General features: G+C 62.2%; 12 protein-coding genes. 3 read left to right on the forward strand and 9 right to left on the reverse strand.

Annotated elements, in window-relative coordinates; genetic code table 11:
- From NUV89_RS21200 to NUV89_RS21240, 9 genes are all read right to left on the reverse strand, one after another.
- A partial coding sequence (locus NUV89_RS21200; protein ID WP_257782840.1) for a hypothetical protein occupies positions 1-229 on the reverse strand: 229 nt, incomplete at its 3' end.
- A 2-nt stretch (positions 230-231) separates the two neighbouring features.
- The gene (tssH, locus tag NUV89_RS21205; RefSeq protein ID WP_257782841.1) at positions 232-2,862 is read right to left on the reverse strand and encodes a type VI secretion system ATPase TssH; all 2,631 of its coding nucleotides are present in this window, start codon (positions 2,860-2,862) and stop codon (positions 232-234) included.
- A 101-nt stretch (positions 2,863-2,963) separates the two neighbouring features.
- Entirely contained in the window at positions 2,964-3,455 is a 492-nt protein-coding gene (locus tag NUV89_RS21210; protein ID WP_257782842.1) for an Hcp family type VI secretion system effector, read from the reverse strand.
- A gap of 22 nt (positions 3,456-3,477) precedes the next feature.
- Entirely contained in the window at positions 3,478-5,193 is a 1,716-nt protein-coding gene (locus NUV89_RS21215; RefSeq protein WP_257782843.1) for an OmpA family protein, read from the reverse strand.
- A gap of 7 nt (positions 5,194-5,200) precedes the next feature.
- Entirely contained in the window at positions 5,201-5,878 is a 678-nt protein-coding gene (tssL, locus tag NUV89_RS21220; protein WP_257782844.1) for a type VI secretion system protein TssL, short form, read from the reverse strand.
- A complete protein-coding gene (tssK, locus tag NUV89_RS21225) occupies positions 5,875-7,230 on the reverse strand; it encodes a type VI secretion system baseplate subunit TssK (protein ID WP_257782845.1) in 1,356 nt (451 codons plus the stop codon). The genes tssL and tssK overlap by 4 nt, the downstream gene beginning before the upstream one ends.
- A 23-nt stretch (positions 7,231-7,253) precedes the next feature.
- Positions 7,254-8,792 carry a type VI secretion system contractile sheath large subunit gene (tssC, locus tag NUV89_RS21230; RefSeq protein WP_257782846.1) on the reverse strand — a complete coding sequence of 513 codons (1,539 nt, stop codon included), beginning with the start codon at positions 8,790-8,792 and terminating at the stop codon, positions 7,254-7,256.
- Between the two features lie 38 nt (positions 8,793-8,830).
- Complete coding sequence (gene tssB, locus NUV89_RS21235) at positions 8,831-9,328, reverse strand: type VI secretion system contractile sheath small subunit (RefSeq protein ID WP_257782847.1); 498 nt, start codon at positions 9,326-9,328, stop codon at positions 8,831-8,833.
- 467 nt (positions 9,329-9,795) lie between these two features.
- Positions 9,796-11,427, reverse strand: a complete 1,632-nt coding sequence (locus NUV89_RS21240; protein WP_257782848.1) for a PvdJ/PvdD/PvdP-like protein — start codon at positions 11,425-11,427, stop codon at positions 9,796-9,798.
- Between the two features lie 142 nt (positions 11,428-11,569).
- Between NUV89_RS21240 and pvdM the strand changes: the two genes are divergently transcribed.
- Genes pvdM through NUV89_RS21255 form a run of 3 tightly spaced genes read left to right on the forward strand, consistent with a single transcriptional unit; the run spans position 11,570 to position 15,110 of the window.
- Positions 11,570-12,919, forward strand: a complete 1,350-nt coding sequence (gene pvdM / locus NUV89_RS21245) for a pyoverdine-tailoring dipeptidase-like protein PvdM (protein WP_257782849.1) — start codon at positions 11,570-11,572, stop codon at positions 12,917-12,919.
- Positions 12,920-12,937: 18 nt separating this feature from the next.
- Positions 12,938-14,206, forward strand: a complete 1,269-nt coding sequence (locus NUV89_RS21250; RefSeq protein WP_257782850.1) for an aminotransferase class V-fold PLP-dependent enzyme — start codon at positions 12,938-12,940, stop codon at positions 14,204-14,206.
- 31 nt (positions 14,207-14,237) lie between these two features.
- A complete protein-coding gene (locus NUV89_RS21255) occupies positions 14,238-15,110 on the forward strand; it encodes a formylglycine-generating enzyme family protein (protein WP_257782851.1) in 873 nt (290 codons plus the stop codon).
- Positions 15,111-15,184 lie beyond the last annotated feature (74 nt).

Genomic DNA, 15,184 nt, shown 5'->3' on the forward strand with positions numbered 1-15,184 from the left:
GCGTCAAGCTCAGCAGCGGCAGTTTTTGCGGTGGGGCGTGCAGGCTGAAGCTGGCCGTTTTGCCAAGCATGGAGTCAGCGGCGAGGTCGAGGTCGGTGCTGGTGAACTCCACGCGGTAGCTAAAAGGCTGGCTGAGCCGTTCCTCGCCCTTGAAGGCCAAGACGTCAAGCTGCGCTGCAACCTTGCTCACCCACACTGTGTGCCGGCTGTGATCGAAGAAAACACTCATCCTCAGGCCTCCAGGACGACGGTTTGAGAGGCAGGATCGCCATCGGTGAAGCTCAGGCTGATGCCGTCTGCTTCGCTGTACTCAAGACTGACGCTTTGGCAGCGCTGTTGCGCCGCCCGCCGTTCCAGCAGTTGCTGGCTGAGTACAGGCAGGATCTGCTCGTTGAGCAGGCTGTCGATGTTGCGTGCCCCCGTGTCCGGCAGCAGGCAGGCGGCAACCAGGGCGTCGTTGAGTGAGTCGCCCAGCCGGCAGTCGAGGTCGTAGTGCACGCGCAGGCGCTTGGCCACCCGGGCCAACTTGAGCGCGACGATGCGCTTGAGTGCCTCGGCTTGCAGCGGGCGATAGATCAAGGTCTGGAACCGTGCGAGCAACGCCGGCTGGAAGTGCTCCCGCAGGATTGGCCGCAGTTGTTCGTGCAGCACGCTGTCGGGGGCGTCGGGTTGGGCTTGCAAGCAGTTGTGCAAGAGATCGCTGCCGAGGTTGGAGGTCATGAGGATGACGGTGTTGCGAAAGTCGATCTCGCGCCCTTCACCATCGCGCATGAAGCCGCGGTCGAACACTTGATAGAACAGGTTGAGCACGTCGCGGTGGGCCTTTTCGACTTCGTCCAGCAGCACGACACTGTAGGGCCGCTGCCGCACGGCCTCGGTCAGGACACCGCCCTTGCCATAACCGACGTAACCAGGCGGCGAGCCTTTGAGTTGGCTGACAGTGTGGGCTTCCTGATACTCGGAAAAATTCAGGGCGATCAATGATTTCTCACCGCCGAACAGGCTGTCGGCGAGGGCCAGGGCGGTTTCGGTTTTACCCACGCCGCTGGTGCCCACCAGCAGGAATACCCCCAGCGGCGCATGCTCATGGGTCAGCCCGGTCTTGGCTGCGCGCAGCCGTTGCGCCAACGCGTTGAGCGCTGGGGCCTGGCCGATCACGCGTTGTGCCAATTGTTGTTCCAGTGCCAAGAGGTGGGTGTGTTCGTCCATGAGCAGGCTGCCCAGCGGCACCCCGGTCCAATCGGCGACGACGTGCGCCACGCTGCGCACATCGACATCCAGTGACAGCAACGGCTGAGTGCCTTGAATGCCGTGCAGTTGTTGTTGCAACCGTGCACATTTGTCCCGCTGCAACGGCTGCGCTTGGCGCGTTTCAAGCAGTTGCTCGATCAACTGGCGCTCTTGCCGGTACTGCTGTTTCAGTACGGCGTACTCACGTTGCAAATCAGTGGACTGCGCGTCAATCAACGCCAGGCGTTCGTCGACGCCCTCGCCACCGAGGGCCTGGTCTTGCTCCAGTGCCTGGCGCTCCAACGCCAACGCCATACAACGGGCATGCAGACGCACAAGCGCTTGCGGCTCACAGTCCAGGCTCATGCGCACACGGGCGCTGGCGGTATCCAGCAGGTCCACCGCTTTGTCCGGCAGTTGACGCCCGGTGAGGTAGCGCCGCGACAGGCTCACCGCCGCCTGCACCGCCGCGTCCTGGATATGCACGCCGTGATGGCTGGCGTAGCGCAACTTCAGGCCGCGCAACATGAGGCTGGCGTTGGCGTCGTCCGGCTCATCGACCTTGACCATCTGGAAGCGTCTTTCGAGGGCCGCGTCGCGCTCGAAGTACTGCTTGTATTCACTCCAGGTGGTCGCGGCGATGGTGCGCAATTCACCACGGGCCAAGGCCGGCTTGAGCAGATTGGCCGCGTCGGCACCGCCGGCCTGGTTGCCGGCGCCGATCAGGGTGTGGGCCTCGTCAATAAACAACAACACGGGGATCTCGGACTGTTGCACGGCATCGATGACGTTTTTCAGGCGCTGCTCGAACTCGCCTTTGACACCGGCGCCTGCTTGCAACAAGCCCAGGTCCAGGGTGCGTACGCAGACGGACTTGAGACTGTCGGGCACCCTCCCCTGGGCGATGTTCAATGCCAGGCCTTCCACCAAGGCGGTTTTGCCAACGCCAGGCTCGCCGACAAGCAGCGGGTTGTTTTTCCGCCGCCGACTCAAGATGTCGATGACCTGGCGGATCTCATCGTCACGGCCAAACACTGGGTCGATCTTGCCTTGTGCAGCCTTGGCGGTGAGGTCTTGGGTGAACCGGTCGAGCGTTGCCTGCCCTGCGGTATGTTGCGTCGGTTCAATGGCGACCGGTTCAGGGGCACTCTTCAACGCGGGGCGCTCCTCAGACGTTTGATCCAGCAGCACCATCAAGCGCTGCAGTTGCGCCTGACTGAGGCTGAGCATCGGCCATGCGGCTTCGCAGGCCAACAGGCTGGGCGTCTCCATCAAGGCCCCGAGCAGGTGTGCCGAGCGCAGGCTGTCGTGGTTGTCGTCGAGCGAGGCGCGCAGCCAGGCATTCCTGATGAGCTGCTGTAAAGGCTCGGACAACTGCGGCTTGCCCTGCATGCTGCGTGGCAGGCTGTCGAGGTGCTCAAGCAAGCCATGCCACAGCGCGTCCAGATCCCACTCGTAACGCCGCGCGATGACCGTCAGGTCGCCCTCCCCCTGGCCCAGCAGCTTGAGCAGCCAGTGCTCGATGGTGATCTGCGCGTGCGCACTGCCGTGGCACAACGAGGCTGCCGCACTCAACGCCTGGGCGCAGTAGGGGTTGAGTCGCCGCAGCAAACGGGTGGAATCATGAGCCATATGAAATAGGTCCTCGCCAAGGGGCGGGTGGTGTCGTCAGTCTTGAGGCGCGATGTGTTCGGCTGAGCGCCCGCGCGCGAACGCTCAACCGATCACCTCCATCAAGCGCTTTGGCGTTCGCTCCAGGCATCGGAGTGAATGATGTTGCCGTCCTTGTAGGTCCAGGTGACCTTCTCGTAGCGCAACTCAACCTGCTCAAGGTGGTTGTGTTTCTCCTTGCCGGGGTCTTTGACGTCATGCATTTTCGGCGCGACCTTCACCACCTTGACTTGCTCCAGCTTGGTGATGAAGTACTCGACTTCCTGCCCCGCATCGTCGATGCGGTACCACTTGAACTCGGCACTCTTTAGGGTTTGTCCGGTGGTGACGGCTTTGTAGAGGTACGGGCTGGAAGCATCGATCTCCTTGCAGAACAGGAACGGGGTGTGCACCCGCGTCCCGGTCAACTTGCCGGTGTTGTTGTCCGTCGGGATGTACAGGCTGTGGTCCTGGGCGATCACTTCGATACTGCCCTCGCGCTTTTGCACATCCACCGAACCTTTGATGTCAGCGCCGCCGTCGTCTTGTAGCCAGAGGTAAACGGGAATTGCCATGTGAAGCTCCTTTTCTTGGGAATCAAACGTCGCGATAGGCGACAGGGGGTTGCCTGTCCGGCACCTGGGCCGGGTGCGAACACGCTCCCGGCTCAGGCACCAGACGGATATCGACGCGGCGGTTGGCGGCGCGCCCCGCGTCAGTGTCGTTGCTTGCAATCGGCTGGCTGGCGCCGACCCCCTGCACGGCAAAGCAGCTGTCGGGAATTCCACCCATTTGCTGCATCCAGCCATGGACGGCAGCGGCGCGGGCGTAGGAAAGTCGAAGATTTTTCTCGGCGTCGCCGGTCGCATCGGTGTGCCCGGCGATCACAATCAGCAGGCCGGGCTGCGCCTTGATGTCCACCAGCGCGTTGATCAGGACCTTGGTCGAACCCGGCTTGAGCCGGGCGCTGCCGCTGGCAAACAGCGACAGGCTGTCCAGCCGCACCACACGGGCCGGCCCCGTAGGCAAGACAGTCATTGGCGGCTCGACATGTGCGGCCAACACGGCCTGCAGAGGCGCGCGCAAATGCTCGCCGCGATACAGGCCCAGCCCCAGGGCCAGGGGCTCGCCCTGCCGGTAGTAGGTGTCCAGGCGCCGGGCCGTATGACGCAGCGCGGTGATGGCGTCTTCACGCAGCAGGAATGCGCGTTGCTCACGGTGTGTTGGCGGTGGGATCGAGGTATAACGTCGCAGGTCATCACTGACCTGGCGCAGCAAGAGGGTGTTCTGCCAAGCGGAACTGGCCAGTGCAACGGCGCTGGCGATCACCCATAACCACAACGCCACGACGCTGGCACGTTGCAGTGACGTGTACACGGCGCCGCGCTTGAACGCGCCGAGCAACGCATCAGGAAAGGGCAATGCCGCGTTTGCATCGCTCACCCGGCGGTCAACCAGCGCCACCTTCTGCGCAAGCCATTGGCACCACAGGTTCCCTTCCACTGCATGGGCAAGCGCCGGGACCATTTTGATCGCACACACACAGGCTGCATTCGTGTCGTGCTGACCGAGGCTGGGCAACACCCCATCGTGCAGCCATTGCGCGACACTGTTCAGTTGAATGCAGGCGTGCAGGCGTGCGGCGCGGGTGGGCGTATCAACGGCTTGCTGCTGCCACTCGTCCAGCGTGGCGCACTGGTCGTGGTCCCGGGCGCGGGCCTGGACCTCGCCCTGCTCCCAACTGAACCACGGAGCGGCACCTTGCGAGGTTTGCAGGTAACTCACCAGCAACAGCGGCAGCGCGATCCCACGCTTGCGCGCCAGGGCGGCCTGGTAGCCAAAGGCTCGCACCCGGCCCAGCAGCGCAGCGCTGTCACCATGGGCACTGGGGTTGACGACAAACATCACGCAAAGTTGAGCGCCCCAACCGGCACGCAATGCGAGGATGGCGTCGCTGATCGCCGGTAATTGTTCCAGGCTTGGCACGCGCACATAACAACCCGAAGGGATCACCCGCAGAGCCAGGCGCTCGGCAGCGACCGGGCCAAACAGTGCATCGAGCCCATCGCCACAGACCAGCACCACGGGATGCCGGAAGGACGCCGCAGGCAAGGCGGCCGTATCGTCAAGCGGCACGGATGCGCGCAACGCGGCGGCCCTGCGGTTCACGGCGACCCAGGCCACGCCGATGCCACTCAGCCCGAGCAAGACCCCAGTGGCGCGCGACCCGACGGCGAGTGGAATGATGGCCAGCAGCGCCAGGAGCAATCCCCCAGCCCACAGGATAAGCACACGGTGAGAAGTGATGCTCATCTGGTCCTCACGCGTTATCAGGCAAGAGCGAAACAACCGTGTCGCTCAACAGTTGATCCAACCCCCACCACATCGCCGCCAACACCACGGCGGCAGCGAGCACATGCATCAACGGCGACTGCAGCCAGCCTAGCCCCGAACCCACGCCACCACGCGCCTGGGTAATCAGGCCCTGGCTGGGCCGCAAGGGCGCAACCTGAGCGTTGAGCGCGTTCAACAGGCGTTCACGTTCGGGGTCGTTCGGGTCACGGTAACGGCCCTGGAACCCGAGCATCAGCACGCGCTGGAACACCGTCAGGACCTGGCGATCAGGCGCGGGCTCGCCTAATACGGCCTGCATGTCTTCGTATAAGAACTCGCCCGCCTGATGGTGGTTGAAAAACTCGGCCTGGAGCGGTTTTGCCCACGCCGCCTGATCGTCTTTTTTCGCAAAGGTGAGCACCGTCTCGTCCAGCAACGCGCATTGCGCGTGGGAGATGTAGTCGATGTCGCGCGGGGCCATGCCCGCCGATGCGAGCCGCTGCCGCACCCGTTCGACCTGCTCGATGCACAGCGGCCACAGCGGCGGTTGACCCTCGGTGAAAGCGCCCTGGCGCAACTCGACCACCAGTAGATAGGTGTCCTGCAACAGCTCATCGATGTCCGCAGGCAATACGCTGCGCCCATTTGGATTGACCCGGCTCATGTGCGCAACACCGCAAACAGTTCGAGTTTGGCCTCGACCAATGTGCTGGGGACGTAGAACGCACACACCCCTTCGGCCAATACCGCCTGCCCTTTCGGATGGGCGAAATTGAGCGCGAAATACTGGTTTTCCAGCCGCAGTGGAATCGCCGCCGGCACATGCGCGAGCGCCAGCAAGGGCACACCGTCGAGTGCCGCATTTATCAGGTAATCGACCTCGTCCGGTGTGCCGACCTTGCACAGCTGCGGGAATTGCTCCTGCAACTGCGCAGCCGGCAGGCGGCTGCGCACCGACAGGTAGAAATCCGCGCCGTCAGGCTCGCGCAGGCGCGGGTCGTTCAACTTGACCTGCCAACGATTGGCGCCATGCACCTCCAGCTCCAGGGCAACCACCCGCGACGGCAGGCTGGCTTCCAGCAACGACGAGAGGGTGTTCATCAACGGCGCGAACACCGCTTCCAACTGGTCGTGACGGTAGGCCGGCACCTTGTCGAGATCGTGTTCCAATGAAAACGTCAGCAGGCTGCCTGCGAGCTTGATAAGTTCCCCGTAGACCTGCTCGGGGTGCCTGGCTGGAAAGTCCCGCAGGTCGGCAAGCACCGGCTGATAGGTATTCAGCGCATTGAGCAGCCAGAACAGCGAAACGTCGGCCACGGCAAAGTCGGCCATGCGTTGGTTGCTCTCACGCCGCATGCCCATGAGCCGTTGCCGTTTGGCGGCCAATTGCGTCAACAGGTTGTCCAGCTGGCGCAGCAAGCCAGGGTGTGCCGCAAAGCTCAGCAGCGGCGGCACATAGACCGGGTCAAGGCGCCAGGCGCCCTGCCCGTCGCGGGCCAGGCGCGCAACGGGACAGGTGACGTAATCAGCGTTGTCATCATTGTGCAGGCGCAGGCTCAGGGTGTGCTCCAGCACGCCGATGGACTGTTTCTCATCGGCGTAGAGATCCTGGACCTCACGCCAGTCCTGGCGATAGCGGGTCGGCCGGTCGGGGCTGCCACCGTCAAACAGGCAGTTGCTGCCATTGGCCTGTTCCAGCGGCAACGCCACGTGCACCAGCACTTCTGGAACCCCATCGGCCAGCGACCGGGCCAACTCCAAGGCCGGCGGCAGGCGGTCCACAGCGTCGGTATCGACCCACGTACCGTCAGGCAGGCGTACGCACAATTGGGTGGCCTTGAGTTTGCCCAGGCGCAAGGCGTCCAGATCAAACCCGACCGCCTGGACACCCCAGGGGTGCACCAGGCTCAGCTGAGCGAGCTGTTCGTGGGCCCAGGCCTCCCAACGTGCCTGTTGCTGAAATTGCTGCGCCGACAGCAATACGCCGCTGGCCCACAGTGGGCGATCGATCTTCATGGCATCGTTTCCCTACGATTGACTCAGGCCTTGGCCTTGGGCATTTGCGAAACCAGCGAGAGGTTCACGTCCATGCCCTCCACCTGGAAATGCGGTACGGCGTACAACTTGACGCGGAAGAAGCCCGGGTTGTCGTCAATGTCCTCCACCGTCACCTTCGCCTCGCGCAGCGGGTGCGAAGCCTGCAGGTCATCGCCGGGATCGGTCATTTCGGTGACGAGCCCGCCAATCCATTTGTTCAGCTCCAGTTCCAGCAGGCGCCGGTCTTTGGTGGTGCCGATGTTTTCGCGCTGGATCAACTTCAGGTAATGGGCGATGCGCGACAGCAAGAAGATGTAGGGCAGGCGCGCGTTGATGCGGCTGTTTGCCGTGGCATCGGCGGTGTCGTACAGGGCGGGTTTCTGCGCGGAGTTGGCAGAAAAGAAGCACGCATAATCGCGATTCTTGTAGTAGGACAGTGGGATAAACCCCAGGTTGGCAAATTCGAATTCGCGGGTTTCCGGGATCATCACCTCCGAAGGAATCTTCACCTGGTTGCCAGTACCCAGGTCGTACAAGTGAATGGGCAACTCCGTCACCGCGCCACCCGACTGCGGCCCGCGGATCTGCACGCACCAACCATTGGCGATGAAGCTCTTGACCATGTTGGCGGCGAACGCAAAAGAGGCGTTGGTCCACAGGTACTTGTGGTGATCCGGTCCCTTGACGCTTTCGATGTAGTTGAAACTGCGTACGGGAACGGTGTCGGGACCATAGGGCAGCCGCCCCAGCACGCGCGGCATCGTCAGGCCGATGTAGCGCGCATCGTCACTGTCACGGAACGACTTCCACTTGATGTATTCGGCACGGTCAAAGTAATTGCCGATGTCCTTGATCGCGGCCACTTCTTCCATGGACGCCTTGCCAAAGAATGCCGGCCCGACAGCCCCCACAAACGGCATATGGGCAGCCGCCGCCACTTTGGAAATATTGCGCAGCAGGGCAATGTCCTGGGGGCTGCGGTCAAATTCGTAGTTGGAGATGGCGGCCGCGATGGGCTCGCCGCCCGGCGTGTCGTACTCCTGGGTGTAGGTATGCAGGTAGAGGCCACTCTGGGCAATTTCCGGCGCGTCCTCGAAGTCCTGTACCAGATGTTCTTTACTGATATCCAACAGTTCGATGCGCACGTTTTGGCGGAAATCCGTCTGGTCGATCAGCGACTTCACCCCACGCCAGGTCGATTCGACGCGCTGAAAGTCCGGGTGGTGCATGATTGCATCGAGTTGACGGCTTATTTGCCCGTCCAGTGCAGCGATATGTTCGTCCAACAGCACCTTATCCAAGCGCTCGACTTTATGTGAAGACCGTTTCAGCAACTGCAGGAATACATTAACCGCTGCAGTCACCCGCTCATCAACAGAGACATCGGAAAGTGCTTCGGTATTTTGAAATACCTCAAGCCCACCCAACTCCATCACGGGGCTCAAATTGATCTTGCTGAACAGCGCAGCGTAGACCCCGCCACTGTTTTCCGATACGACCGCACCGCCGTTGGATTGAGAACCAGAATGTTCTACGGACATAGTCAAATCTCCCTTTAGATTAGATCCACAGAAGTGAATTAACGGCTCGGCGCCAGTGCGGCCAACTCGGCCCGAAGTTCATCACTGAGCGCATCGTCCTTGAGGATGCGTTCCAACTCATGGCGAAAGGTCACGTTATCCAACAGGTTGGATTTGAGATCGCGCAACAGATTGCGCATCGCCAGCAGTGCACGTAACTGCGGGACCTGCCGCGCGACCTGCTCCGGCTCGAAGTCCTTGAGGCGCTGGAAGCTCAACTCGACGGCGGTGTCGGCGGCCTCATCCGGCAAGGTGTTTTCCACCACCAGTTTGAGCCCGGGCGAGAATTCACCGAGGACACTGTCAGCGTTGTTTTTATTGATATTGATCTTGCCCCGCTCCGACAGCGGGCGTTGCTCTTTGCCGTTGCTGTAGTCGCCCATCACCATTAACTTCAAGGGCAATTCAACTTTTTTCTGGGCGCCGCCGGTATGTAAGTCCAGCTTGATATTGACCCGCGCCTTGGGAACTTCATTTTGAAAACTATCGAGCGTCATAACCCCATCCTTGCCGTATGGCGAACTAATAAATCGGCCGAAGAGGGACTTTATAGTCGCCCCTGCCGCACCGATGTCTGTCGCCGCAAGAATGGAGTATCCCGGATATTTTTTACCAGCCCCCGAACCACGCACGGGAACTTTCGCCAGAGTTTTGAGGATGCATCCTACAAAGTACCCAGATAAACTTTATTTCAACTTTTCATTTATTCACAAACAACAAAACACGAAATATCTGTCAGAAGAAGAGCTTTCACCCAGACAACAAACTACAACTCGATTATTAAACTTGGGTATAGACAGATTTTTCCTAACATCAACAGGCGTGAATCCTACAAATACAAGAAGAGAAAGAGAACGACCGGCCGCCTTTCAAAAGGCGATACACGACCAATACCGCAGGGAGCACCTTAGCGCCCCACTGCGGTTCATTGACATCGTAAAAGTTGTAGTTGGCTGCGGCGCAATCAGGCCTCTAGCCGCTTCACCTTCAAATGCCGCGCATACCAGGGCCGTTGCGGCACCCGCTTGAACAACCCTTGCAGCACGTCATCCTCCGCGCCAAAGGTAATGCGCAACGCCAGTTTCATGGTCTCCGGGTCCATCTCCATCGACCGTCCCATCTGCAACCCCGGCGTGGTGCTGCAACCATGGGTATCCGGGCCCAGCCACGGGTCGCCGACTTCCACCCAGCGCCCCGGCGCAAACCACGCTACACCGTTGACCTCAAGACGGCTGACTTCGCCCGGATTGAAGCGTTCATGGGCGCGGAACCAGTCTTCGACACGGTCGTCGATCCAGCCGTGGAAATGCCAGAACACCGGGTTCACATGGGACGAAAACGGGTCGCCGAGAAAGTCGTTTTCCGCCGCATACCAGCGCGCGGCAAAGTCCGCGGGGTCGCGGGCGAACGGCACCGGGCCGCCGTTGGAGGGGTCGCGGGGCACCGAGGCCCAGCGCATGTGCAGCCAGTCGTGCAAGCCCAGCTCCATCTCGGAGCCGAGTTGGCCCAGGGTCAACTTGGCCAGGTAGCGGGGATCGCGGTATTGGGATTCCCACACCTGGAAGTTGCTGTGGTAGGTCTCGGCCGCCTTGATGTCGCTGACCCACTGGGTGTAGTCGCCGTCGTCCGGCGCCGACCAGGTGGGGGGCAAGGCGAAACCGTCGTGGTTGTCGAAGTAACGCACGAAGCCCAGGCGATCCCGCTCCAGCGCCGGCTGCGGCTCAGGAAACTGCGGCCAGGAAGGCAGGTCCTGCATCGAGCGCGCCGTGCCGAGCATATGGCGGTGCATAAAAAAGAAGTCGATGCCCGAGCCGTTGCGGTCCTTGCGTTTGCCCCGTGCATCACGCTCCTGGCCACGCGGGCCGGGCTGCCAGCCGATGCCGCGCAGGGCGTCGCGCTTTTCTTCAGAGAGCTTGTGCCATTGGTCACGGGTCGCGTGCCAGAGTTGGTGGAACAAGCGGTGTTCGGCGGAGATCAGCCAGGCCAATAGGGTTGGATTCAGGCCGATGCGCTCGCGGGCTTCAGGGAACAGTTGTTTGTGCGCGACGAAACGGTGGTCGCGCTCGATCAGGGCCAGCGGACGATCAAGGTTGAGGATCTGCCCGCTGAGGGTGCCGCTGCCGGCGTTGCCGAACACGCCCCAGACTTCGTCGAGGGTCATCTTGAATTCATAGGCGGGCACGCCACCGGGGGCGTCGCGGTCGATCAGGCGCCAATACAGCGTGGTGCCCTCCCCCGTAAGCAGGTCGCCAAGGATGCGGTAGCGCGGCTCCCCGGGCGCGCGCAGGTTGGCGGCGGTATCGAGGTAACCGCGCAGGCCACGGCCACGGGGGGCGATGTCCAGCAGCAGTTCCAGGCCTTGCAGCGGCAGGCCCTTGAGGCCGGCGTCGCGGCCTTCCAGGCGCAGGCTCCAGACCCCGCGCAGGCTGTTCGCCAGGTGCTGGCCGGCGGTGTCGGCCAGGTCCACCGTGGCTTCGCCGGGGGTGATCGGCAATTCTTCTTCACGCGTCAGCTCGCGATGGGCATAGAAGGCCGCCGGCACGGCCGCGCCGGTCAGGGCCAGGCCTGCGATGAACCCACGTCGAGAGATCGTCATTGTCTACCTTAGGAAACGGCTTAATCAGAGCTAGAACGTTTGCTGGCCAGGGAAATTTACCGCGCGCCCTGCGGCGCCTAAATTTCTGCGCCCAGCGCTCGTTCTTCCCTGATAGCAAAGGCCTCAACTGACTGAGATGGCAATGACAAAACCACGTTCGAAAAAGGCGCTGTATATCGGCTTGCCGCTGGCACTGGCCATCGGCGCCGGGGCCGGTTTCCTGGCCTGGGATCACTGGTTCAGGGGCAACGCCGGCTACCCGCGGGAGGTTATCAAGCAGGCCAATGAGATGCAGGATCGTCTGTTGTCGTTCGACAGCCATATCACCGTGCCCCTGGATTTCGGCGGCGTCGGCAGCGAGGCCGACAAGGATGGCAGCGGCCAGTTCGACCTGGCCAAGGCGGCGCGCGGGCGTTTGTCCGGCGCGGCGCTGACGATTTTCGGCTGGCCGGAAATCTGGAACGGCGACAATGCGCCACACAAACCCACCGAGGGTTTTGTCGAAGAGGCCCGCCACGAACAGGAGGTGCGCTACAAGATCATCTCCGGCATGGTCCGCGACTTTCCCAACCAGGTGGGCATCGCCTACACCCCGGACGATTTCCGCCGCCTGCATGGCGAAGGCAAGTTCGCGATCTTTATCAGCATGCTCAACGCCTACCCGCTGGGCAATGACCTGAACCAGCTGGATTTCTGGGCGGCGCGCGGCATGCGCATGTTCGGCTTCAGCTATATCGGCAACAACGCCTGGTCCGACTCGTCGCGCCCGCTGCCGTTTTTCAATGACTCCACCGACGCCCTTGAAGGCCTGTCGCCGATTGGCCAGCAAGCCGTGCACCGCCTCAATGACCTGGGGGTGATCATCGATGTGTCGCAGATGTCGACCAAGGCCCTGGAGCAAGTGGCGCAGCTGAGCCGCACGCCGATGGTCGCGTCCCACTCGGCGCCGCGTGCGTCGGTGGATATTCCACGCAACCTCAGCGACAAGGAGCTGCAACTGATCAAAAACAGCGGCGGCGTGGTGCAAGTCGTCGGTTTCCCGGCCTATCTGCGCCCGTTGAGCCAGCCGACCCAGGACAAGCTCAACACCCTGCGCGCGCGTTTCGACCTGCCGCCACTGCCCAACCTGGCCATGGCCTTGATGCCCGGCGACGCGATCATTGCCGCCTGGCCCGAGCAGAAATTCGGCCAGTACGCCCAGGGGCTGTACGGCATTCTTGAGGAAGAACCCAAGGCCAGCCTCAAGGATTGGGGCGACGCCATCGACTACACCGTGCGCAAGATCGGCATCGATCACGTCGGCATCGCGTCGGACTTCAACGACGGCGGCGGTATCGACGGCTGGGAAAACGTCGGCGAGGTGCGCAACGTCACCGCCGAGCTGATCCAGCGCGGCTACTCCGAAGCCGATATCGCCAAACTGTGGGGAGGCAACTTCCTGCGGGTGTGGGACCAGGTACAAAAAGCCGCCAAGCCCTTGGCCAATCGCTAATCACCTAGAAGCACGTCCATGACCGACCGCCGTACATTTCTCAAGCAGGCCGGCGTCTTTGCCGCCAGCCTGCCACTGCTGCCCGAAGCGCTGGCGGCCACTGCCGCGCCTGCGACAAAGAACCCATGGACGGACCTCAAGCAGCTATTCAACCAGGACCCGAGCTACCTGCACTTCTCCAACTTCCTCGTCGCATCGCACCCAAAACCGGTGCGCGACGCCATTGAACGCTACCGCCAGCAGATCGACCGCAACCCTGGGCTGGCGATGGATTGGGGCCTGGAGGAAACCTGGAAACGCGAAGGTCAGGTGCGCGAATGGGCCGGCCGTTATTTAAAGGCCGCACCCGCGCAGATCGCCCTCACCGGCAGTACGTCCGAGGGCCTGGCGATGATCTACGGCGGCATCCAGCTGCGCGCCGACCAGGAAATCCTCACCACCGTGCACGAGCACTATGCGACCCAGAACGTGCTGAATTTTCGCGTGCGCAAGCAAGGCACCCAGGTACGCCGGTTCAAGTTGTTCGAGAGCGCCAACCGCATCTCGGCCGACGAAGTACTCGGCAATATCCAGCGCAACATCCGCCCCAACACCCGCGTGCTGGGCATGACCTGGGTGCAGTCCGGCAGTGGCGTGAAGCTGCCCATCGGCGAGATCGGCCAACTGGTCAATGAACACAACCGCGACCGCGACGACAACGACCGCATCCTCTACGTGGTCGATGGCGTGCACGGCTTCGGCGTGGAGAACCTCGATTTCCCGGACATGCACTGCGACTTTTTTATCGCCGGCACCCACAAATGGATGTTCGGCCCACGCGGCACCGGGCTGGTCTGCGCCCGCGACAGCGAGAACACATACGTCACGCCGATGGTGCCGACCTTCTCCGAAGACACCAACTTCGCCACCACCATGACCCCCGGTGGCTACCACGCGTTCGAACATCGCTGGGCGGCGGATGAGGCGTTCAAGCTGCACCTGCAACTGGGCAAGGCGCCGGTGCAGGCGCGTATCCATGCCCTTAACAGCGAACTGAAAGAGCACCTGCTGGCCCACCCGCAGATCGAACTGGTCACGCCGCGCAGCCCGGAATTGTCGGCCGGTTTCACCTTCTTCCGGGTCAAGGACCGGGACAGCAACGACATCGCCGATGACCTGATGAAACAGCGCGTGGTCATCGATGCGGTGAACCGCGACGCCGGCCCGGTGATCCGCACCGCGCCTGGCCTGCTCAATTCCTCCGACGAGATCCAGCGCTTTATGGCCCTGCTGAGTCCACGCCTGTGACGCCCATTTTCCCCTTTGACGAGAGGCCCCTATGATTCCATCCCGACTCAAGCCCCTGGCCAGCCTCACGCTGGCAACCCTGTGCAGCGCCCTGCTGCCGGGCCTGGCCCAGGCCGCCACGCCGCAGCCGGGCAAGGTGTTCAAGGACTGCAAGGACTGCCCGGAAATGGTCGTGCTGCCCGCCGGCACCTTCACCATGGGCACGCCCGAGGACGAAGTGGGCCGCGAGCCCGACGAAGGCCCGATGCATGACGTAACCTTCGCCAAGCCCTTCGCCATGAGCCGCTTCCATATCACCGCCGGCGAATGGGACAGCTACGTGCGCCAGACCGGCGTGAAGATCGCCAACGGCGACACCCGCCCCGGCCGCGAATGCATCGCCAGCAAACCGCGCTACCCGCAAGGGCCGCGCCAGCCGGCGGTGTGCATGGACATGGACGACATCCAGCAGTACGTCAGCTGGCTGTCGAAAAAGACCGGCCAGCAGTACCACATGGTCAGCGAAGCCCAGCGCGAATACGCCGCGCGAGGCGGGACCAAGGGGCCCTTCCCGTTCCCGTTTGACGCAGGCAAGGGTTACAGCATCGCCGAGCACGCCAACACCTACGGCCCGGCGGACGGCTACAGCTATTCCTCACCGGTGGGTAGCTACGCGCCGAATGGGTTTGGCATGTACGACATGCACGGCAACGTCTATGAACGGGTTGCCGACTGCTACCACGAGAACTATGTGGGCGCGCCGACCGATGGCAGTGCCTGGTCGGAGCAGACGTGCGAGGCCTATATCATTCGCGGCAATGACTGGGGTGAGGCGCCGGTGTTTTCGCGGTCGGGTAACCGCAACAATATTTACCCGCAGACGCGGGGGGATTGGATTGGCTTCCGGGTAGTGCGCGAACTTTGAGCCACTGAAGATTCAAATGTGGGAGCGGGCTTGCTCGCGAAAGCGGTGTGCCAGTCACCGGAAATAGTGACTGA

Source organism: Pseudomonas sp. 18.1.10 (assembly GCF_024655625.1).
GTDB lineage: Bacteria > Pseudomonadota > Gammaproteobacteria > Pseudomonadales > Pseudomonadaceae > Aquipseudomonas.